Annotated in this window: 21 protein-coding genes; 11 read left to right on the top strand and 10 right to left on the bottom strand. The window is 63.2% G+C overall.

What is annotated here, in order from left to right:
- Positions 1–65: 65 nt before the first annotated feature.
- The 5 genes from gpt (at position 66) to G452_RS0108325 (ending at position 5364) form a co-directional block, all read left to right on the top strand.
- Complete coding sequence (gene gpt / locus G452_RS0108345; protein WP_022661798.1) at positions 66–557, top strand: xanthine phosphoribosyltransferase; 492 nt, start codon at positions 66–68, stop codon at positions 555–557.
- 89 nt (positions 558–646) lie between these two features.
- Positions 647–1819: a BMP family ABC transporter substrate-binding protein gene (locus G452_RS0108340; protein ID WP_081650538.1), complete on the top strand. Its 1173-nt coding sequence runs from the start codon at positions 647–649 to the stop codon at positions 1817–1819.
- Positions 1820–1834: 15 nt separating this feature from the next.
- Positions 1835–2896 (top strand): ABC transporter permease, encoded by a 1062-nt coding sequence (locus tag G452_RS0108335; RefSeq protein WP_022661796.1) that lies wholly within the window; start codon positions 1835–1837, stop codon positions 2894–2896.
- Positions 2893–3816, top strand: a complete 924-nt coding sequence (locus G452_RS0108330; protein WP_022661795.1) for an ABC transporter permease — start codon at positions 2893–2895, stop codon at positions 3814–3816. The genes G452_RS0108335 and G452_RS0108330 overlap by 4 nt, the downstream gene beginning before the upstream one ends.
- A gap of 3 nt (positions 3817–3819) precedes the next feature.
- Positions 3820–5364 (top strand): ABC transporter ATP-binding protein, encoded by a 1545-nt coding sequence (locus tag G452_RS0108325; RefSeq protein ID WP_022661794.1) that lies wholly within the window; start codon positions 3820–3822, stop codon positions 5362–5364.
- A 165-nt stretch (positions 5365–5529) separates the two neighbouring features.
- On the opposite strand, the gene G452_RS0108320 is transcribed toward G452_RS0108325, so the two are convergent.
- The 10 genes from G452_RS0108320 to G452_RS0108275 all read right to left on the bottom strand — a co-directional run bounded on the left by G452_RS0108320 (position 5530) and on the right by G452_RS0108275 (position 16119).
- Positions 5530–6327 carry a sugar phosphate nucleotidyltransferase gene (locus G452_RS0108320; RefSeq protein WP_081650537.1) on the bottom strand — a complete coding sequence of 266 codons (798 nt, stop codon included), beginning with the start codon at positions 6325–6327 and terminating at the stop codon, positions 5530–5532.
- A gap of 135 nt (positions 6328–6462) precedes the next feature.
- Positions 6463–7422 carry a pyruvate synthase subunit PorB gene (gene porB / locus G452_RS0108315; protein WP_022661792.1) on the bottom strand — a complete coding sequence of 320 codons (960 nt, stop codon included), beginning with the start codon at positions 7420–7422 and terminating at the stop codon, positions 6463–6465.
- Positions 7415–8587, bottom strand: a complete 1173-nt coding sequence (gene porA / locus G452_RS0108310; RefSeq protein WP_022661791.1) for a 2-ketoisovalerate ferredoxin oxidoreductase subunit alpha — start codon at positions 8585–8587, stop codon at positions 7415–7417. The genes porB and porA overlap by 8 nt, the downstream gene beginning before the upstream one ends.
- A gap of 1 nt (position 8588) precedes the next feature.
- Complete coding sequence (locus G452_RS0108305) at positions 8589–8879, bottom strand: 4Fe-4S binding protein (protein ID WP_022661790.1); 291 nt, start codon at positions 8877–8879, stop codon at positions 8589–8591.
- 210 nt (positions 8880–9089) lie between these two features.
- Positions 9090–9872 (bottom strand): amidohydrolase family protein, encoded by a 783-nt coding sequence (locus G452_RS0108300; RefSeq protein ID WP_022661789.1) that lies wholly within the window; start codon positions 9870–9872, stop codon positions 9090–9092.
- Positions 9873–9944: 72 nt separating this feature from the next.
- Positions 9945–11879, bottom strand: coding sequence for a methyl-accepting chemotaxis protein (locus tag G452_RS18640; RefSeq protein WP_022661788.1), 1935 nt, complete (start codon positions 11877–11879; stop codon positions 9945–9947).
- Between the two features lie 76 nt (positions 11880–11955).
- Complete coding sequence (locus tag G452_RS0108290) at positions 11956–12381, bottom strand: acyl-CoA thioesterase (RefSeq protein ID WP_022661787.1); 426 nt, start codon at positions 12379–12381, stop codon at positions 11956–11958.
- Positions 12378–13589, bottom strand: coding sequence for a cofactor-independent phosphoglycerate mutase (locus G452_RS0108285; RefSeq protein WP_022661786.1), 1212 nt, complete (start codon positions 13587–13589; stop codon positions 12378–12380). Before G452_RS0108285 ends, G452_RS0108290 begins: the two co-directional genes overlap by 4 nt.
- A 29-nt stretch (positions 13590–13618) precedes the next feature.
- The gene (locus G452_RS0108280; protein WP_022661785.1) at positions 13619–14905 is read right to left on the bottom strand and encodes a homoserine dehydrogenase; all 1287 of its coding nucleotides are present in this window, start codon (positions 14903–14905) and stop codon (positions 13619–13621) included.
- Positions 14906–14907: 2 nt separating this feature from the next.
- Positions 14908–16119: an aminotransferase class I/II-fold pyridoxal phosphate-dependent enzyme gene (locus G452_RS0108275; RefSeq protein WP_022661784.1), complete on the bottom strand. Its 1212-nt coding sequence runs from the start codon at positions 16117–16119 to the stop codon at positions 14908–14910.
- A 163-nt stretch (positions 16120–16282) separates the two neighbouring features.
- On the opposite strand from G452_RS0108275, the gene G452_RS18635 reads away from it, so the two are divergent.
- The 6 genes from G452_RS18635 to G452_RS0108245 all read left to right on the top strand — a co-directional run bounded on the left by G452_RS18635 (position 16283) and on the right by G452_RS0108245 (position 21618).
- Entirely contained in the window at positions 16283–17026 is a 744-nt protein-coding gene (locus tag G452_RS18635; protein WP_022661783.1) for a substrate-binding periplasmic protein, read from the top strand.
- A gap of 128 nt (positions 17027–17154) precedes the next feature.
- Positions 17155–18078 carry a branched-chain amino acid transaminase gene (locus G452_RS0108265; RefSeq protein ID WP_022661781.1) on the top strand — a complete coding sequence of 308 codons (924 nt, stop codon included), beginning with the start codon at positions 17155–17157 and terminating at the stop codon, positions 18076–18078.
- 69 nt (positions 18079–18147) lie between these two features.
- Positions 18148–20052, top strand: coding sequence for a DNA polymerase III subunit gamma/tau (gene dnaX / locus G452_RS0108260; RefSeq protein ID WP_022661780.1), 1905 nt, complete (start codon positions 18148–18150; stop codon positions 20050–20052).
- Between the two features lie 53 nt (positions 20053–20105).
- Positions 20106–20417, top strand: a complete 312-nt coding sequence (locus G452_RS0108255; RefSeq protein ID WP_022661779.1) for a YbaB/EbfC family nucleoid-associated protein — start codon at positions 20106–20108, stop codon at positions 20415–20417.
- 9 nt (positions 20418–20426) lie between these two features.
- Positions 20427–21032: a recombination mediator RecR gene (gene recR / locus G452_RS0108250; RefSeq protein ID WP_022661778.1), complete on the top strand. Its 606-nt coding sequence runs from the start codon at positions 20427–20429 to the stop codon at positions 21030–21032.
- Between the two features lie 40 nt (positions 21033–21072).
- On the top strand, positions 21073–21618 hold the full coding sequence (locus tag G452_RS0108245; RefSeq protein ID WP_022661777.1) for a pyruvate ferredoxin oxidoreductase subunit gamma: 546 nt from the start codon (positions 21073–21075) through the stop codon (positions 21616–21618).
- Positions 21619–21659: the final 41 nt, after the last annotated feature.

Genomic DNA, 21659 nt, shown 5'->3' with positions numbered 1-21659 from the left:
CTTGCCCCCAAGCCGCTCCTGGGCTACATGATGCCGATTCAACACGGAGCGAGAGGAGGCTATCAGTGGCTGTCGATCCCAATCGATACACCAAGATGTTCCCTGTTTCCTGGGAGCAGCTGCACCGGGACTGTCGGGCGCTTTCCTGGCGTCTTCTCGAATTCGGTCCGTTTGAGGGCATCTACTGCATCACGCGGGGCGGGCTTGTTCCCGGCGCGATCCTGGCGCGCGAGCTGGATGTCCACGTCATCGACACCATCTGCGTCTCCAGCTATACGTGGCAGCAGCAGGGCCGGAGCAACGTGCTCAAGAGCATCGAGGGCGACGGCGACGGCTGGCTCCTGGTGGACGATCTCGTGGACACCGGTCGGACAGCCAAGCTCGTGCGCGAAATGCTTCCGAAGGCCCACTTTGCGACCGTGTACGCCAAACCCGAAGGGCGGCCCCTCGTGGATACGTTCATTACCGAAGTGAGCCAGGACACCTGGATTCTTTTCCCCTGGGACGCGGGGCATCAGTTCGTGGAGCCCATTGTTCAGAGCCGTCCGGAACGCTAGGCATCCGGGCGTTAATCGTATATGAGACAGGTTTGCGCGTCTCCGGGCGTCGGAGCCGCGTCGATATGTGAACACTCTGGAGGAGAGCGATGATGAAGGTGTGGAAAGTTCTGCTGGCCGTCCTGATGGTGGCGGTCTTTGCGGGCGCGCTTGCGGGCTGCGGCGAAAAGGCCGAGGAAAAGAAAGCCGAGGCTCCCGCCGAACAGGCTGCGGTCGCCGAACAGGCTCCGGCCACGGAACAGGCTCCGGCTGCCGCCGAGCAGGCCAAGACCGTCAAGGCCGGTTTCGTTTATGTTTCCCCCATTGGCGACGCGGGCTATTCCTATGCCCAGGACCAGGGCCGTCTGTACATCGACAAGCTCGACTGGGTCGAGACCGCCTTTGCCGAGAACGTGGCCGAAGGCCCGGACTCCGAACGCGTGATCCGCAACATGGCCCGCAAGGGTTTCGACGTGATCTTCGCCACCAGCTTCGGATTCATGGATCCGATGATGAAGGTCGCTTCCGAGTTCCCGGACGTGAAGTTCATGCACTGCTCGGGCTTCAAGACCGCGCCCAACGCCAGCAACTATTTTGGCCGCATGTATCAGGCCCGCTATCTCACCGGACTGGTCGCCGGCTCCATGACCACGTCCAACGAGATCGGCTATGTGGCCGCCATGCAGATTCCCGAAGTCATCCGCGGCATCAACGCCTTCACGCTGGGCGTGCGCGCCGTGAACCCCCAGGCCCAGGTCCGCGTCGTCTGGACCAACACCTGGTATGATCCCGTTCTGGAAAAGGATGCCGCCATCAGCCTGCTCGACGCCGGTTGCGACGTCATCACCCAGCATCAGGATTCCCCCGGCCCGCAGGAAGCCGCCGAAGAACGCGGCGCGTACTGCGTCGGCTACAACTCCGACATGGCCGCCTTCGCGCCCAAGGCGCACCTGACCGCGGCCATCTGGAACTGGGGACCGCTGTACCAGGAAGTCGTCGAGCAGATTCGCGACGGCAAGTGGCATGGCGGGGAGTCCCTGTGGTACGGCATGGAGCGCGGCATCGTGGACATCGCGCCCTTCGGGCCGATGGTTCCCGAAGATGTCAAGGCTCTTGTGGCCGAGAAGAAGGCCGAGCTGCAGAAAGGCAACGACATCGTCTTCCGCGGCCCGATCAAGAACCAGGCCGGTGAGGTTGTCGTCGCTGATGGCGCCACCCCCACTGACGGCGAACTGCTCGGCATGAAGTACTTCGTCGAGGGTGTCGTCGGCAGCATCGACTAAACAAAGCTGAGTGATATGAGCACGTTCCGCATAAGGAAACGTGAAGAACCCTGGAAGTGGGGCGCCCTGGTGACTTTTCCGGGCGCCCTGCTCTTTTCCCTCTCCATCTGCGCGCTCCTGCTGCTCTGGCAGGACAAGTCCGTCTGGCAGGGCATGCAGGTGCTGTGGGCAGGGACCTTCGGTGAAACTTGGGCCCTGGAGGAGGCGCTGCTCAAGGCGGTGCCCATCTTCCTCTGTTCTCTCGGCGTGGCCGTGGCCTTTCGCATGCAGATCTGGAACATCGGCGCGGAGGGGCAATTCGCCCTGGGCGCCATCGGTGCTTCCTGGATGGCGCTGACGTTTCCCGGACTGCCGCATTGGGTGCTGATCCCCCTGATGTTCCTCATGGCCTTGGTCCTGGGCAGCCTTTGGGCACTGGTCCCGGCGTTTTTGCGCCTGAGGCTCAAGGTCAACGAGATCATCTCCACCCTGATGCTCAACTATATTGCCATCCTGCTCATCGACTACCTCGTCTTGCGCGTCTGGAAGGATCCTTCGGGATTTCCCGTGTCTCCGGAATTCAGTTCCGCCGCCCTCATTGGCAAGATGTATGGCCGGATTCACTGGGGAATCGCTCTCTGCGTGGCGTGCGGATTCGCGGTCTGGGCCTTCATGCGCTTCACCCGCCTCGGCTACGAGCTCAAGGCCAGCGGCGAAGGCGCGCGCGTGGCGAGGTATGCCAAGCTGCCGTATTCCTTCCTGGTCATGTTCGTCATGGGCGTGAGCGGCGCGCTCGCGGGCTGGGCCGGAGCGCTCGAGATTTCCGCCGTGGTCGGCCGTCTTCAGCCGAGCGTCATGGCCGGTTACGGCTATACGGCCATCGTCGTTGCCTGGTTGGCGCAGCTTCAACCTCTGGCCATCGCCGTGGTCGCCTTTTTGCTCGCGGCCCTGCGCGTGGGCGCGGAAAACCTTCAGATAGAATTGCAGATTCCCGCGGCCTTCGGCGTGATCATGGAAGGGTTGATCCTTCTCACCGTGCTGGCGGCGCAGTTCTTCAGCACCTACACCATTGAGCGACGCAGGGAGGGCGAGGAATGAATTTCGAATTGATCGTCGCCCTGCTGGCGGCCACTGTCCATTCCGGAACACCGGTGCTCTATGCCACCCTGGGCGAGATGCTTTCCGAGAAAGGCGGCGTCCTCAACCTCGGCGTGGAAGGCATGATGAGCGTTTCCGCGTTTGCCGCCTTCATGGTTTGCCTGGTCACGGGGTCGGCTTGGCTCGGACTGCTGGCCGGAGGCGTGGCGGGCTTTCTCATGGCCGCGCTGCACGGCTTCGTGACCATCACCTGCCTGGGCAACCAGGTCGTGTCCGGTCTGGCGCTGACCATTCTCGGCGGCGGCCTGACCGAGTTCATGGGCACGCCCTACATCGGACTGAACACATCCGGATTCAATGTTTGGGCCATTCCCGGCTTGTCCTCCATTCCCGTGCTCGGACCAATTTTCTTCAAGCATAACGTCCTGGTCTACATGTCCTATCTTTTGCCGGTGGCGTTTTGGTTCTTCATGCGCCGCACCCGGCTGGGCCTCGCCGTGACCGCCGTGGGAGAAATGCCCGCCGCCGCGGCGGCAGCCGGGCTGAATCCCAAGCGGCTGCGCTGGTTCGCCGTTACGGGCGGCGGTTTTCTGGTGGGGCTTTCCGGGGCGTATCTCTCGCTGGCCTACACGCATCTCTGGACCACCGGCCTGTCCGGCGGGCGCGGCTGGATTGCCGTGGCCCTGGTCATATTCGCATTTTGGCGGCCGTTCCGCGCCGTGGTCGGCGCCTATCTCTTCGGCGGCGTCATGGCTTTTCAGTTGCGACTCCAGGCTACGGGAACGGCCCTCGCTCCCCAATTCCTGCTCATGCTGCCGTATGCCCTGACCGTGATCGTGCTGGTCCTCTCCGCCTGGAAGGGCAAGCGCCGTTCCCAGGGGCCGGGCGCGCTGGGCGTGAACATCGAGCCGGAGGGCTGATCAATGGATGTCGCCAACCTGCTCAAGCAACTGGATCGAAGCAAGCGCACCGTGCCGCATCAGGGTGCCCCCCTGGTGAGCATCAAGGGGTTGACCAAGCGTTTCGGCAAGGTCGTCGCCAACGACGACATCTCCCTGGAGATCTATCCGGGAAGGGTCAAGGCCCTGCTCGGCGAAAACGGCGCGGGCAAGAGCACGCTCATGAGCATGCTCGCGGGGCGCTACCAGCCCGATGCCGGCAGCATCGAGGTGGACGGGAAACCCGTGCGCTTCACTTCCTCCCGCGACGCCATTCAGGCCGGAATCGGCATGGTCTACCAGCATTTCATGCTCGTGGAGTCCATGACCGTAGCCGAGAACGTCCTTCTGGGCCAGGAAGGCGGATTCTTCCTGAATCCCAAGGAAATGCGCGAGCGCGTCCGCGTGCTCTCGGAGCGGTACGGTCTGGATATCGATCCGGCAGCGCGCGTCTCCACGCTTTCCATGGGCGAAAAGCAGCGCGTGGAGATTCTCAAGTTGCTCTACCGCGACAGCCGGGTGCTCATTTTCGACGAACCCACGGCCGTGCTGACGCCCAGGGAAACATTCCATCTTTTCGAGGCGCTCTGGAAGATCGCCGGTCAGGGCAAGGCCATCGTCTTCATCAGCCACAAGCTGGAAGAGGTGCTGGCCGTCGCCGACGAAATCGCCATTCTCCGGCAAGGACGGATCGAAGGCGAATTCTCCGAATCCGAGGTTACTTCCAAGGCCGATCTGGCCTGCCGCATGGTCGGCAAGGAAGTGCTCCTGGAAGTGGAGCGGGAGCCCGTTGCGCAAGGCGATACGGTCCTGGAAGTGCGCAACCTCACCGGAATCGGCCTGGAGGACATCAACTTCACGCTGCGCCAGGGAGAGATCGTGGCCATCGTCGGCGTGGCCGGAAACGGGCAGAAAGCGCTTGTCGAGGCCATTTGCGGCCTGCAGAAGCCGCCCGCGAACACGCTCTTCATCATGGGCAAGCGCTGGCGCGACTTCTACGCCAAGTCGTCCTGGAAAAATTCCCTGGCCTACATTCCGGAGGACCGGCTGGGGCTGGCCACCTGCCGCAACCTCGACCTCGTGGACAACCTGCTGCTGACCACCCGCCAGGGCTTTGCGCGCGGTCCCTGGTTGGACAAGAAAAAGGCCGCCCGCGACACCTCCGAGCTGATCAAGAAATACGACATCCGCCCCGGCCGCATCGCCGCGCTGGCCTGGCAGCTGTCGGGCGGCAACCTGCAAAAGTCCGTGCTTGCGCGCGAGCTTTACCGCTGCCCGCGACTCATCGTTGCCGAGCAGCCCACGCAGGGCCTGGACATCGCAGCCACGGAGCAGGTTTGGAACCACCTGCTGGCCGCGCGGGAAATGGCGGGCATCCTGCTCGTCACCGGCGACCTCAACGAGGCGCTTCAGCTCGCGGACCGCATCGCCGTGATTTATCGCGGCAAATTCATGGATCTGTTCTCCGCTTCGGACAAGGACAAGGTCCGCCGCATCGGATTGATGATGGCCGGAGTGGAGGAGGAGTAGACTTCTTTGCCGCTGTGCTTCGCACGAAGCGGCGAATGAAAGGGAAGACGGCTTGACGGTCGTCTTCACTTTTTTTTTGCGCTTCTGCCAGGTCGGGCCGGACCATGCGCAAGAACCAACAGGCCGGAATGCTGCTGAATGCGTCCTGACCCGGCGTGCCGGAAATCAGAAAATCGCGGGCTCCGAGTCTTCGAGCAGGGCGTTCAGCCCTGCGTAGCCTGTGGGATTGCCCACGTCGAAGACCGTGCGGGCAAGCGGGCAGCCGAAAAATTCCACGCCCTGCGCCAGCATGACTCTGCGAATTTTCCCGTCCGTGAGTTCGCCGACGAGGTTTTTTTGTCTGGCGAGTTCAATGTAATCAAAGAAATGGGGAAGCGTGACGAAAAGGCCGCATGTGCGCCATTCCTGGGCGTTGTGCAGCGGATAGCTTCCCGGCCCCTTGGGCAGGAACTCCAGAATGGGCCGCAAGGTCGTTTTATCGCAGGGCGGGCCAAGCCGCACGCGTCCGGAATTGCCGATGCCGGGCGCATTGTCCGGCGTCACCCGCATCAGGGCCACGGTGTCCTTGCCGGTTCGATCAAACGCTTCGCAGACCTCCCGGAGCATTCCAGGGGCCGGATGTCCCACGTTGTCGGGATACAGGACGGCGAAAGGCCCGCTCCCGGCATGCTCGCGCGCCTGGGCGATGGCGTCGCCCTCTCCGGTTTGCCTGTCCTGATGCACGAAGATAATCCGGATCCTCTTCGCGCAGTTTTCGAGATGATCTCTCAATATTTCCTTGCCGGTTCTGATGATGACCACAACGGTTCTGATTTCAGCGTCCGCTGCTTCCAGCAGGGCGTGCTCGATGACCCTGCGCGGACCGAGAGGAAGCAGTTCCTTGGGCAGGTTCGGATCCACGGGGCGCATTCGCGTACCAAAGCCGGCAGCGGGCAGGATCAGGGTTCGGATCGGGGTGTTCATGCGCCGAGCCTAGCAGAGTGGGGCCGTCATGCAAGGAAATCCAGCGAGGGAAGCGTGTGACGATGCCGCGCCTCATGAAAAAGGGGAGCCGCAGAGGCTCCCCATGTGGTGGCGTTGTCCGGTGCGCGGAAGCGGCTATTCGGCGGGGGCGTCGTTGGTTGCCCGCACGAGTCGCTCCAGGTAGTCGTAGTCCGCGTCCACCTGTTTCTGGATGTAGGCCACGTCCTTTTCCGTGAGGTGGCGGAAGCGGCGCTGCGGCTTGAGATAGTCCAGAATCGGCTTCGGTTTCTTGATCTGCTTGGTGAAGTTGAACCGACCTCCGACCACTTCGTAGAGCGGGAAGGAGTTGGTTTCCGTGGCCAGCTTGGCGATCTCGATGCCGGTTTCGCCCTTGATGCCCCAGCCCGTGGGACAGACCGCGTAGATGTGGATGTACGCGGGACCGTCCACGGCCAGGGCCTTCTGGACCTTGTTCATCAGGTCGAGATGGTAGGCGGGGTTCGCCGTGGCCACGTAGGGAATGTTGTGGGCCGCGCAGATCAGCGGCATGTTCTTCTTTTGCGTCTGCTGGCCGATGGACTCCCTGCCAGCGGGCGAGGTCGTGGTGGAGGCACCGTACGGCGTTGCGGAAGACCGCTGCACGCCGGTGTTCATGTAGGCCTCGTTGTCCAGGCAGCAGTAGAGGAAGTTGTGACCGCGTTCCAGGGCGCCGGAGAGCGACTGAAAGCCGATGTCGAAGGTGGATCCGTCGCCGCCGAAGGCGATGACGTTGGGATTGTCTCCGATCTTGCCCTTGCGGCGCAGAGCCTTGAGTCCGGATTCGATGCCGGAGGCCACGGCCGAGGCGTTCTCGAAGGCCACATGGATCCAGGGGCACTTCCAGGCGGTCTGCGGGTAGGGCGAGGTGATGATTTCCATGCAGCCCGTGGCGTTGACCACCACGGTGTTCGGCCCGGCCACCTTGGTGACCATGCCCATGGCCAGCACTTCGACGCAGCCCTGGCAGGCGCGATGCCCGGAAGCGACCAGCGATTCCTTGGGCATGTTCTTGGCGGTGATCTTCTTGTAGCCGCTCAGGTCGATGTCTCTAAGCATTGCTGTTCAACCCCCAGAGCGTGTAGGTTTTTTCCAGCTTGCCCGCCTGGGCCAGCGCGTAGATTTCCTTGAATTCCTCGATGGGCACGTCGCGTCCGCCGATGCCGCAGATGACGTTGACGATTTCCGGCGCGTTCGGCTGGCCGTAGAGCACGCTTTTCAGCTCCTGGGCCACGGGGCCGCAGACCGATCCGGGCGAGATGGCCCGGTCGATGACGATGAGCCGCTTGGCTCCCTTGCAGGCCGCGAGGAATTCCTCCACCGGGAAGGGACGCCAGAGGCGGATGCGGGTCTGGCCCACGTCCTTGCCCTCGGCATTGAGGGCCTCCACGGCGGTGTAGACGGATTCGCCGAGCGAGCCCATGGTCACGAAGCGGGTTTCCGCGCCGTCCTTGCCGTTGGTCTGCACGAGGTCGTAGTCGCGTCCGAAGAGTTCGTTCAGCTCGTCGAGCACTTCCTTGACCACGGGCTTGGAATCGAGCAGAGCCTGCTCGCACTGTTTTTTAGCTTCCAGGTAGACTTCGGGCACACCCACCGGTCCCATGCTCACGGGGTGGGCCGGATCGAGGCGCATGGCGGGCTCGAAAGGCGGCAAGAAGGCGTCCACGGTCTTCTGGTCGGGGAATTCGATGGGTTCGATCATGTGCGTGAGGATGAAGCCGTCCATGTTGATGATGGTCGGCAGCAGCACGCGATGATCTTCGGCGATCTTGAAGGCCGCCATGGAAAGTTCGAGAGCTTCCTGGCCGTCTTCAACGAAAAGTTGAACCCAGCCGATGTCACGTTCGGCCATGATGTCCGAATGGTCGTTCCAGATGGAGATGGGGCCGGAAAGGGAACGGTTGGCTACCGTCATGACGATGGGCAGCCGCATGGCCGAGGCGATGAACAGGATTTCGTGCATCAGGGCCAATCCCTGCGAGGAGGTGGCCGTGTAGGTGCGCGCACCGGCTGCTGCCGAGCCGACAGCCGCGCTCATGGCGGAGTGCTCCGATTCCACGGGAATGAATTCCGCGTCCAGTTCGCCGTTGGCCACGTAATGGGAAAGCTCTTCCACGATGTGGGTCTGCGGGGTGATGGGATAGGCGGAAATGACGTCAGCCCTGGCAAGCCTGACCGCTTCGGCCACAGCCAGGGAAACTTCGATACCGACTCGTTTGAGCATCCTATTTTTCCTCCATCACCATCTTGATGGCGTCCTTGGGGCAGATGTTGGCGCAGATGCCGCAGCCCTTGCAGTAGTCGAAGTCGGGCCGGTAGAATTCGTCTTCGCGTTCCGAGATGCAGAATTCAGGACAGTACACGGCGCACATGCCGCACTTGATGCACTCTTCCTCATTCAATACCGGGATGAGCGTGCGCCAGTCGCCCGTGCGGAGCTGCGAAGCGTTGCCGGGCTCCACAACGGCGCAGCCCAGCGCCAGCTCTTGCCAGGCGCAGATGGAATTTTTGCTCATGTATGCCTCCTTTAAGGATCGGCTGACGTGGATGGCGATGCAGAGGAAAAATACCAGATTGTCGTAAGAGTGACAAAGTTTTTAGATGAACGGACTTTCTGCGTCCATGAACGGCAAAAGCCCGGAGCATGGCGCAGCGGAGGGCGGGGAGGAGCCGACGCGCAGCTGGGGCTTGGCCGGGCGCGGCGCTTGGAACCGTGGCTGGACGGGCTAGAAAAGCGACTGGGCCGCGCTCAGATGCGTTTCGAGCTGCGCGTCCGAGAGTTTCAATCGCGTTTGCAGCCTGTGCATGGCCTCGCTGGGGTCGAAGAGCGGATAGTCGCTGCCGAAGAGGATGCGGTCTTTCGGGTGGCGGTCGAAAATGGCGGCCAGTTCGGCGTCGCTGATGAACGGCAGGGAACTGGAGGTGTCCAGCCAGATGTCCAGGCCGCAGAGATGTTCGGGAACGTATTTCCAGTGCTGATATCCGCCGAGATGGGCCGCGATGATCCGGGACTTGGGGAAGGCCCTGCGTATGGCCGCGAGCTTGCGCGGACAACTGGGGTTTTCGTCCGGGGGCAGCGTGTCGCCCACGTGGAACATCAGCAGAAACCTGCCGTTGATCATTTCCATGAGCTCGTAGAACGCGGGGTCGTCGAGCCGGAATCCTTGAAAGTCCGGATGGAACTTGATGCCCTGGATGCCTTTGCTCTCCAGACGGTCGAATTCCTTTTCAGGCTCATCGAAGGAAGGATGCATGGTTCCGAAGGCCACCACTTCCGCATGTTTGGAATGCAGATCAATGGCCCAGTTGTTGGCGGGGATGACCTGGGCCGGGTCCGTCGCGGCGGTGTGCAGGAAAAAGCGGTCGATGCCGGCCTTGCGTTCCCGTTCCAGCAAATCCTCCAGCGTTCCGGAGCCGACAGGCGGGATGCCGTAGTGGTCCTGGAGCTGGGCGGTTACCTTGTGAGCGATTTTGGGATGAAATGCGTGTGTGTGGACATCGTAGTACATTTCAAAAACATACCCGACCTGACGTGGTAATCAAGGCCGATGCGGGCGCTCGCCCGCATCGGCCGGAGTAGCTTAAAAGCGTTCGAATTCCGAATCTTCGGCGAGGTCGTCTTCCTTCCGGGTGCCGGAGGCGTGCAAAGCGCGCCTGGAGACGCTGCCGATGCTTTTTCTGCGGGGCGCCTTGTCGGATTCCGAGATTTTGAAAAAACCCATCAACTGCCGAAGTTCCTCGGCCTGGCTGGCGAGCTCTTCCGAGGTGGAGGCCATTTCCTCGGCCGCGGAGGCATTCTGCTGCACGATGTCGTCGAGCTGGTCCACGGCGCGCTTGATCTGCGTGTTGCTGCGGTCCTGCTCGCGGGAGGAGGCCGCGATTTCCTGGATCAGGCTCGCGGTCTTGCGGATCGCGGGCACGAGGCCGTCCAGCAGGGTGCCCGCCTCTTCGGCGGTCTGCATGGTATGAGCCGAAACCTGGCTGATCTCGGCAGCGGCCTTGCCGCTGCGTTCGGCCAGCTTGCGCACTTCCGCGGCGACGACGGCAAAGCCTTTTCCGTGTTCCCCCGCCCGCGCCGCCTCGATGGCCGCGTTCAGGGCCAGCAGGTTGGTCTGGCGCGCAATTTCCTCGACGAAGGTGATCTTGTCCGCGATGTCGCGCATGGCCACGACGCTCCGGCGGACAACGTCGCCGCTGTGCTCGGCGTCCTTGACCACCTTGCCCGCGATCTCATCCGTACGCTGGGCGTTTTCGGAATTCTGGCGGATGGAGTGGGTCATGGTCTCCATGCTCGAAGCGATTTCCTCAACCGAGGCCGCCTGTTCCGTGGAACCCTGGGCCACGGATTGGGAGGTGGCCGAAAGCTGTTCCGCGCCGGAGGCGAGGTTGTCCGCGGAGGCCAGCACTTCTCCGACCACGCCGCGCAAGCGCATGGTCATGCTGTTCAGCGAAGTGACGAGCTTGCCGACCTCGTCGCGCTGGCGCACTTCCATTTCCGTGCTGAAGTCGCCCTCGGACATGGCCTTGGCAAAATTCACGCCCTGGTTCACGGGGCGGGTGATGGCCCTGGCGATGAGCATTGCCAGGAAGGCTCCGACCAGCAGGCAAAGCGCGGAGATGGACAGCAGCAGAAGCCGGGAGCCGCTGACGAGGTCGTCCATGCGCTGCATCTGGGCCGCGTTGGCGGCGTCGGAGAGATCGCCGACCTGGACGCCCTTGGCGGCCATGTCCTTGACCAGGCTGTTCTTGGCTTCCGCGCTCCGGCCGAATTTCGCGAGCTCCTCCATGTAGGAGGTGTTTGCTTTTTGGAGCTGGGTGGCCAGGGATTGGATCTCGCCGGTAGCATCTTCGAAAATCGAACGAGCTTGAGCCGCCACTTCGAGCAAATCTTGTTTTCCGGCATTCAGGCGTTCGGCATCGCCCTGCCAGAGGAAATAGAGCACTTCGGCGCGCGCTTTGAGGAACGTCCTGTGGAGGCTCTGGATTTGCTGCGAAAGCGCGTACAAGTCCGCCAGATTCCGCGAGGCTGTGCCTTGGTTCAGCGCTTTTTCGAATTCAGCGGATATTTCATGGGAGAGGGTTTCTACGATGTCGTTGACTTTTCCGCCGATCTCAGCGGCCCGGACGACGTTTTGCTGAAAGTCCGTTTCCTGCGCCTGGAGTTCGCCGAGCATGCGCCTGTAGTCTTCGGCATTGGTGCGAATATCCTGGAGACGGGCCACGGCTTCGGGGGTGGCGGCCAGCGCCTCGGCCTTGTCCGCGGAGTCCCGCAGCTGGTCGATTTGTTTTCCGAACGTCCCGATATACTTGTCGTCCTGCTTCCAGAGGTAATAGAGAATGGAAACGCGGCCTTCGAGCATGTGCTGCACGATCTGGGCGTTCAGTTTCGAGGCGGTGGAGCCGTTTGCGAGGCGGCCCTGAACGACGAGGGAAACAAGGGCCACTGTGGCCGAAAGCAGCAGGACCACTCCGAAGCCGAGACCAAGTTTGAGGGCGATGGGGAGATTCTTGAACATGATTTCCTCAGTATGCTGGTGTGTGGCTGGGGCTGGGGATCAAAATCGCAGACTGCGCGCACGATTGGCTGTGGTCTTATGCGTCGGCTCCCGTGAACATCCGCCGGAGCCATTCCGGAATGCGTACCGGGCGCCCTTCCGAATTCACGCAGGCGTGTTCCGTCATGCCCGTGGCGTGGAGGACGGCTTTGTTTTCATCGTACATTTCATAGATAAACTTAAGGGATGCGCGGTTCCATTCCGAGATTCCGCAGCGGATGAAGATCCGGTCGTCGTAGCGCGCCGGGGCGCGGTATCTGCAGGAGGCTTCGCGAATGGGGAGGTAGAATCCCCTTGTTTCGACCTCGGCGTAGCTCATGCCCCGCTCTCGGATGAACCGGCTTCTGGCGCGTTCGAAAAGATGCAGATATTCGGCGTAGTAAAGCACCTTCATGGCATCTGTTTCGCCGTAGGAGACAAAATGCTCGTACCAGCAATCCGGATCCGGAAAAGGCTTGGTCATTTTGCCGCTCCGGATTGGCGCAGTATCCAGGGCAGCAGCGCGTGCCCTTCTTCGATCATCAGTCCCGTGGAATCGGCCTGGGCCTCGCTGAAGCTCTCCGGGCCGGAAGGAGTGCACCCCGGGAACTGGAGCAGGAAGGGCACCGGGTCCGTGGTGTGGGTCCGTTCCACGATGGGCGTGTAGTGGTCGCAGGCCGCGACCCAGACGATGTCCTGTCCAGCCAGAGACTCGCGCAGGGGGCCGACGATGCGGGCGTCGAACCGGCGCATGGCCTCGACCTTGTCCGCGGCGATGCCGGAATGGCCGCACTCGTCCGGCGCTTCCACATGGAGAAAAACGAAATCGCCGTGTTCCAGGAAGGCCAGGGCCGCATCGACCTTGCCCTGGTAGTTGGTGTCGAGCAGGCCCGTGACACCTTCCACCTCCAGCACTTCCATGCCGGAGGCCAGGCCGAGCCCCTTGATCAGGTCCACGGCGGAAATGACCGCACCCCGCAGACCGAATGTCTCCCGGAAGTCGGGCAGGAGCAGCGGTCCACCCTGGCCCCAGGGCCAGATGGATCGAGCTTTCGTGGTGTTTTCCGGACCCGCCAGCAATTCCGCCGCGCGCCGCACGATGCGGTCGAGTTCCGGGCTGGCGGCGAAAGCCTCCACGTCCGCAGCGATGGACTTGTTCGTCAGGTCGTGGGGCGGGTTGACGAAAAGCCTGGCGTCGGGACCGTTGGCTCCGCCTTTCTGGATCAGCAGATGCCGATACTGTACGCCCGGAACAAAGGAAAAGGTCTCGTCGCCCAGTTCCGCTTGAAGCATTTCGATGAGCGGTGCTGCCTGCGGGGTCGTGATGTGGCCCGAGGAATAGTCGAGCATGACGCCGTCGTCGGCGAGGCTCGTCAGGTTGACCAGGTTCATGCGCCAGATGAGGTCGTCCGGCTCGAAACGCAGGCCCTGGGCCGCGGCTTCGATGGGGCCTCGGCCGGTGTGGTAGCGGGCCGGGTCGAATCCGAGCAGGGACATGTTCGCGGTGTCCGAGCCGGGAGCCATGCCCTGGGGGATGGTCTTGCAGCGTCCGAGAATGCCGGTCCGGGCCAGTTCGTCCAGGTGCGGGGTTTCAGCGGCCTCGATGGGGGTCCGGCCGTTCAGTTCATCCAGAGGCCAGTCGCCGAATCCGTCGGCGATGAGAAAAAGAACCTTGCTTGCTTTGGGGCTCATGAAAAAAACTGCTCCTCGGCGGTTCGGAGTTACAGAATGCGGTAATGCACGGTGGGCTTGACCGTGAAGCCCATGGCGTCGATGTCGGCGATGACCTTGCTCATGGCGGTGGCGCTGGCGTCGTGAGTGATGAAGACCACGGAGACCGAGCCGTTTTCGCTGTCTCCCTTCTGGACGGCCTGGGCGATGGATACGCCGTTGTCGGCCATGGCCTGGGCGATGCTGGCCATGACGCCGGTGCGGTCCTCCACGGTGGCCCGCAGGTAGTGCATGCACACGGCCTGGTCGGGCGGGAGAATCGGCGCGGGGGCCAGGGGCGCGTTGCGGAAGCCCGTGTTGTCCGGTTCCTGCGGGCCGCGCACCAGGGCCATGATGTCGGCGAGCACGGCCGATCCCGTGGGCAGGTCGCCCGCGCCCTGGCCGTGGAGCATGACCGGTCCCACGGCGTTGCCCGTGAGCCGGATGGCGTTGTAGTTGCCGCCGACGCGCGCCAGAAGGTAGGTGTAGCGAACCAGGGCCGGAAAAACGCCCGCTTCGATCTGTCCGTCCACTTCGCGGGCCTCGGCAATGAGCTTGATGCGATAGCCGAATTCGCGGGCGTAGGTGATGTCCTGCGGCGTGACGCCCGTGATGCCGCGCACGGGCAGCTTTTTCAGGGGGTAGTCCAGCCCGAAGGCGAGACGGATGAGCACCACGAGCTTGTGGGCCGTGTCGTGGCCTTCGATGTCCAGGGTCGGGTCGGATTCGGCGTAGCCCAGATCCTGGGCCTGGCTCAGCGCGGTGTTGAAGTCCAGGCCGTTCACGGTCATTTCGGAGAGAATGTAGTTGGCCGTACCGTTGAGGATGCCGACCACCTCGCTGATGCGGTCGCCCGCAAGGGCTTCCCGGAAAGTGGAAATGGTCGGGATGCCCCCGGCCACGCTGGCTTCATAAAACAGGCCGAGGCCGTTTCTCGCGGCCAGGGCGAAAAGCTCCGGCCCGTGTTCCGCGAGCAGGTGCTTGTTGGCCGTGACCACATGCCTGCGCTTTTCCAGGGCCGATGTGATCAGGGAACGGGCGGCGTCGACGCCGCCCATGAGTTCCACGACGATGGAGATGTCCGGATCGTTGATCAGTTCGGCCGGATCGGCGGTGAAGGTCGCCTCCGGTCCGGGGGAAGCGGCGCGGGCCTTGTTCAGGTCGCGCACCAGCACTTTCTTGATGGCGATGCGCTTGCCGAGCCTGCGCTCGATCCAGTCCCCGTTGCTCTCCAGGATTTTGGCCAGGCCGGATCCCACCGTGCCGAATCCGGCGAGGCCGATATAGACCGTCTCCATGCTTACCCCTTGGCGAAGAAGCGTTTCAGGTTGCGGCAGGCCTGATTGGTGCGGTGGCGGTTTTCCACAAAGGCGAAGCGCACGTGGTCGTCGCCGTAGGCGCCGAAGCCGAGTCCCGGCGAAACCGCCACTTCGGCCTCGCGGATGAGCAGCTTGGAAAACTCCACGGAGCCGAGGTGCTTGAACTCGTCGGGAATCTCGGCCCAGAGGAACATGGTCGCCTTGGGCGGGGTCACGTTCCAGCCCGCGCGGTTCAGCCCTTCGCAGAGCGCGTCGCGGCGGTCCTTGTAGATGTCCATGATGTCGCGCACGGCCTTGTCCATGTCTTCGGCGGTGAACCTGGGATCATCGCCGAGGTCGCCGCTGAGCGCGCAGGCCGCGGCGATCTGGATCGGGTTGTAGATGCCGTAGTCGAGATAGCTCTTGATGCGGGTCAGGGCCTGGACCATGTCGCGGTTGCCGCAGCAGAAGCCCACGCGCATGCCGGCCATGGAGTAGCTTTTGGTCATGGAGAAGAATTCCACGCCCACGTCCTTGGCGCCCCTGGCCTGAAGGAAGCTCGGAGCCTCGTAGCCGTCAAAGGTGAAGTCCGCGTAGGCGAGGTCGTGAATGACGTAGAGATTGTGCTCTTTGGCGAAGTCCACGATCCTTTCGAAGAAGGGGATGTCCGCGCAGACCGTGGTCGGGTTGTGCGGGTAGTTTATGATCAGCAGCTTGGGCTTGGGCCAGGTGTGGCGGATGGCCACTTCCAGATCTTCGAAGAAGTCCCGGTCCGGACCGATGGGCACGCGGCGAACGTCCGCGCCGGCGATGATCGAGGCGAAGGGATGGATGGGGTAGGCCGGGTCGGGCGCGAGCACCACGTCGCCGGGGCTGAGCATGACGAGGGCGAGGTGCGCGAGTCCTTCCTTGGCTCCCATGGTCACGCAGGTTTCCATGTCCATGTCCAGGTCCACGTCGTAGCGGCGGCGGTACCAGTCGGTGATGGCCTTCCGCAGGCCCTTGATGCCCTTGGATGCGCTGTAGCGGGAGTTGCCGGGGCGGTAAGCCGCTTCGGTGAGCTTGTCGAGAATGGGCTTGGGGGTGGGCACGTCGGGGTTGCCCATGCCGAGGTCGATGATGTCCACACCCTGCTTGCGCATGGAGTGCTTCAGTTCGTTGACCGTGGCGAACACGTACGGGGGGAGGCGATGCACCCGGGCAAATTGTTGCACGTCCGGCTCCTTTGGGTTCAAGGGATCAAGGTTGAATTGATATTTCTATCCACCGGAACGGGCGCGTGTCAAAGGGGAATTGCGGCTTGCCCCGCGTTGCCACCTGTTTGGGATTCGGATACGGTGTACATGGTCCGGAAATTTGCCTTATGGAGAAGAGGGAATGTTCTGCCGAATATGCATCTCCCTGCTGCTGTGCGCCTGCATTCTCCTGTCCGGGCGGGTCGCCTTCTGCTCCGACTTGGTGGTGGCCACCCTGGAATGGGAGCCGTACGTCGGGAGCACGCTGCCGGAGAACGGCTACGTGGGCCGGGTCGTCCGGGAGGCATTCGCACGCGCCGGGCATGAGGTGCGTTTTCTTTTTCTGCCCTGGGTGCGGGTGCTGGACAGGGCCAGCCATGGCGAGGTGGATGCCTATGGTCCCGAATATCTCGACCCCAAGCTGCAAGACCGGTTCGAGTTCTCAGATCCCTTTCCCGGGGGGCCGCTCGGACTTTTCGCCCTGGCCGATTCCGAAATCAGCTTTCGGACGGTGCGCGATCTGCGCCTCTATACCATCGCCGTGGTGCGCGGCTACGTGAACACTCCGGAGATCGATTCGGCCGACTATCTTCACAAGCAGTACGTGACCAGCGATTCCCTGGGGCTTCAGATGCTCATGAACCACCGGGTCGATCTCGTGGTGGCGGACAAGTACGTCGGGCGTCGGCTCCTTTCCGAAATGTATCCGACGAGGCAGGCGGAGGTGGATTTTCTCGACCCGCCCCTGGCGAACAAGCCCCTCTATCTGTGCTTCCCGCGCTCCCGTCCCGGTCACGAAAAGCTGCTCCGCGACTTCAATGCCGGGCTCCGTTCCATGCGCGACGACGGCACCCTCGCCGAGTATCGCTCCGCCTTGGGCGAGTAGGCGCAGCGCCTGTCCTCCTTGACCTCGGAGCTCGAATTCTTTAGCCTTCGAATCTTTCCTGGGAGAAGTCTCCCGGGCATCCCCACTTTATCCAGGCACCGCTGGCCATCCGGGAGGAAGAGTATATTATGGTGCAGAAATCCGACAAAATCTGGTTCGACGGCAAGCTCGTCCCCTGGGACGAGGCCAACGTCCACGTTCTGACCCACGCCCTGCATTACGGCACCGGCGTCTTCGAGGGCATCCGGGCCTACGAGTGCTCCAACGGCAAGTCCGCCGTGTTCCGGCTGGAAGAGCATATGGAGCGTCTCCTGGACTCGGCCAAGATCATCGGCCTGAAGGTTCCGTTCGACCGCGACCAGCTTGTCGAGGCCACCGTGGCCACCCTCAAGGCCAACGGCCTCAAGGCGGGCTATGTCCGTCCCCTGGTTTTCGTTGGGGCTGGCGCCATGGGCGTTCACCCTGGCCAGAACCCCATCCAGGTCTGCATCGCGACCTGGCCCTGGGGCGCATATCTCGGCGAGGAAGCCCTGGAAAAGGGCATTCGCGTGAAGTGCTCCTCCTTCACCCGCCACCATGTCAATGTGATGATGACCAAGGCCAAGAGCTGCGGCAACTACGTCAACTCCGTGCTGGCCAAGACCGAGGCCGTGGCCGACGGGTACGACGAGGCCATCATGCTCGACCCGCAGGGCTACGTGGCCGAAGGTTCCGGCGAGAACATCTTCATGGTCAAGGACGACGTGCTCTACACTCCGCCGCTGCATAACGTGCTCGGCGGGTTCACCCGCGATTCGGTCATGACCCTGGCCGCCGACCTGGGCTACGAGGTCCGCGAGGCCACCCTGGGCCGCGACATGCTCTACATCGCGGACGAAGTCTTCTTCACCGGCACCGCCGCGGAGATCACCCCCATCCGCGAGATCGACCGCCGGACCATCGGCGAGGGCAAGGCCGGTCCGCTGGCCAAGCTGCTCCAGGCCGAGTTCTTCGGCGTGGTCAAGGGTGAGAATCCCGACTACGCCTTCTGGCTGCACGAATACGAAGTCTAACGTCGGCGGGGGAGGGGTGCTTCGCCCCTCCCCTCCGACCTGCCCGGCCCCACCCGGAGAGCCCGCGCCATGAGCATTTCCAGCCTTACCGCAAAGCACAGGCCCCAAACCTTCGCCGAAGTGGCGGGGCAGCAGGCGGTCAAGACCATCCTGTCCCGCGCCGCCGCCGAGGACCGGGTCGCCCCGGCCTATCTTTTTTCCGGCACGCGCGGCGTGGGCAAGACCACCATCGCGCGCATCTTCGCCAAGGCGCTCAACTGCGTGGAAGCCCCGACCGCCGAGCCCTGCAACCGCTGCCATCGCTGCAAGCAGGCGACCGCCGGGGTCTTCCCCGACGTCATCGAGATCGACGGCGCTTCGCACAACAAGGTGGACGACGCCCGGAGCCTCAAGGAGGACATCGGCTACGCTCCCCTGGAAGGCCGCTACAAGGTCATCATCATCGACGAAGCGCACATGCTCACCGTCCAGGCCTTCAACGCCCTGCTGAAGACCCTGGAGGAGCCGCCCGCCCGCGTGACCTTCATCATGGCCACCACCGAGGTGCGCAAGTTTCCCGCGACCATCGTCTCCCGTTGCCAGCACTACGTCTTTCAGATGCTCTCCCAACAGGAGCTTTCCGCCCACCTGGCCGACATCCTCGCCCGCGAGAACGTGCAGTACGATCCGGGGGCGCTGGAAATCATCGCCAAACGCGGAGCGGGCAGCGTGCGCGACTCCATGTCCCTGCTGGGGCAGGCGCTGGCCCTGGGACAGGGGGCGCTGCGCGAGGGGGACGTGCGCGCCTTTCTCGGCCTTGCGGGCCAGGACGTCTTTTTCTCCCTGATGCAGGGCATCCACGACCGCGATCTCGTCGCCGTGGAGCAGGTTTTGCGCGGGGTGCTCGACCAGGGCCTGGACCTGGGCTTCTTTCTGCGCGAGCTGGCTTCCTGCTGGCGCAACATGTTTTTGCTGCGGCAGGCGGGCGAATCCGCCATGCAGTTGCTGAACGTTTCCGAAAACGACGCGCGTTCCTGGCTGGACTGGGCCGAGCGTTTCCATCCCGGACAGATTCATGCCTCCTGGCAGATGACCCTGGAAGGACAGCGGCGGGTCATGAGCAGCATGGAACCCGCAATGGCCCTGGAGCTTCTGCTGCTCAACCTGGCTTCCCTGCCGGACCTGCTCGACTTGGAATCCCTGGGCGGGGCGCGCCCGGCTTCTCCTCCTTCCCGACCGGGAACCGGCGGTGCTCCGCCAGCCGGACCAGGAGGGGGGCGGGGCATGCCCGCGGCCAGCCGTCCCGTTCCCGGACGGAGCGCGGCTCCCGCCGCAGCGGCCCCGCAATACGCGCCGCCCCGATCCGCAGTGAACGCGCCGAATCCGGCGCAGGCCGCTCCTGCCCAGGCGTCCTATCCCAACGGACGGGAGCGTCGTCCCCAGGCAGCTGCGCAGCCCGCTTCCGGCGTTGCGGAATCAGGGCCGGGATGGCAGTCGCCTCCTGGCGGGCAGGAACCGCCGCCTCCGGGCGACGACCCTGAGCCCGGCCCAGGGGACGATTTTACCTACGGCTCTGATGCGGGTGTTTCGTCTGACGCGGACAGTGGCTCCGGTGCGGGCTTTTCCGCTCCCGGCCCCCAGGATTGGCAGTCTTTCCTCGGCTATCTCCGCGAGAAAAACGGGGAGAGCGAATTCAGTTACGCCAACCTGCGCGGGGTTCGCGGGGACTATCGCGAAGGATTGCTGACTCTGGTCTGTCCCAACGACTTCGTGAGCGGCAGGCTTCGCGGCGGCTCGAGCGGATTGGCATTTCTCAAGACCGCGCGTGAATATTTCGGGCCCGACGTGGAACTGCGGGTGCGTGTCGAGGAGGGCTTCGGAGCCTTGACCAACCAGCAACGCGTGCAGGAGATCGAGAAACATCCTGCCGTGCAGCGGGTCAAGAACGCCTTTGACGCATCCGTCAAGGACGTCTCGCCCCGTGACCGGGCCTAATCGGCCGTTCACCGAAAATCCATCGCCATACGCACGAGATTAATGGAGGAATCATGAAAGGAATGAACGAGATGGTCCGTCAGGCGCAGATCATGCAGCGCAAGATGGCGGAATTGCAGGAACAGCTCAAGACCCGCGTGGTCGAGGCCGCCGCTGGAGGCGGCATGGTCCGGGTCAAATGCACGGGCGGTCAGGAATTGGCGGAAATCGCCATCGATCCCAGCGTGCTGGAAAGCGGCGACGTGGAGATGCTTCAGGATCTGGTTCTGGCCGCCGTGAACGAGGGACTCAAGCAGGCCAAGGAGATGGTCGAGCGGGAAATGGGCGCCGTCACCGGCGGGATCAAGATCCCCGGCATGTTTTAGAGGTCGCCTGTGCACAAGCTTCCCGCTCCCCTTCGCGAGGTGGTGGACCAGTTTGCCGGGCTGCCCGGCATAGGCCCCAAGTCCGCCCTTCGCATCGCCTTGACGCTGCTGAAGATGCCTGAGGAGCGCGCCCGCGTTTTCGGGCGTTCGATTCTCGAACTGCGCGACAATCTTTGCCTTTGCGGCGAGTGCGGCGCGCTTTCCGAGAGCGACCCCTGCGCCCTCTGCGCCGACCCGGACCGCGACGACGCCCAGCTCTGCCTCGTTGCCGAGTGGGATTCGCTGCTGGTCCTGGAAGAGATGGGCATGTTCAAGGGGCGCTACATGATTCTGGGCGGCCTGATCGATCCCCTGAGCGGGACCGAGGCCTGTTCCCTGGAGTTCGAGCGCCTCAAGAGCCGGCTCGCGCGCGGCGAGGTCAGTGAGCTGATCCTGGCCCTGGGCGCGACTTTGGAATCGGAGTCCACCTGTTCCTATGTGAAGAACCTCGTGGAAAACGGCTGGCCCGGTGTTCGGGTCTCCCGACTGGCGCAGGGGATTCCCATGGGTGCGGAAGTCAAGTATATGGACAAGGAAACCCTCAAGCAGTCCCTGCTGCACCGGCAGTCGCTCTGACCGCCGGACAGGCGAGCGGACAGAACGGAGCGAGGAAGACATGATCGAGATCAGACTGCACGGCAGAGGCGGGCAGGGCGGCGTCACTTCGGCGGAGCTGCTGGCCCGGGCGGCCATCGCCGAGGGAAAATTCGCCCAGGCGTTCCCCAGCTTCGGACCTGAGCGGCGCGGCGCGCCGGTCATGGCCTTCGTCCGCGTGGACGACAAGAAGATCCGTATTCGTGAGAAGGTCTACAACCCCGACGTGGTCCTTGTTCTCGACCCGACGCTCCTGGACATCGTCGATGTCTCCGAGGGACTCAAGGAGGGCGGCACGGTCGTCGTCAACACCGGCCAAAGCCCGGACGAGCTGAAGAAGAAATACGGCTTCCCCAAGGTCGCCTGCGTCGACGCCAACAAGGTCGCGCTGGAGGAGCTGGGAGTGCCCATCACCAACACCACCATGCTCGGCGCGCTGCTGCGGGCCACGGGCATCGTGGAGGTGGACCACATGGAAGCCGTCATTGCGGACCGTTTCGGCCCCAAGCTCGGACCCAAGAACTACAACGCCCTCAAGCGGGCTCACGGCGAAACCCGTGCCGCCTGAGCCTTGCCCCCGCGAACGTTTGTCAGTACAAGGGCCGGAAC

Origin of the sequence: Paucidesulfovibrio longus DSM 6739, assembly GCF_000420485.1 — a bacterium.
GTDB lineage: Bacteria > Desulfobacterota > Desulfovibrionia > Desulfovibrionales > Desulfovibrionaceae > Paucidesulfovibrio > Paucidesulfovibrio longus.
The sequence above is the reverse complement of the archived record's forward strand: the minus strand, read 5'-3'. Positions and strand labels throughout refer to the sequence as shown.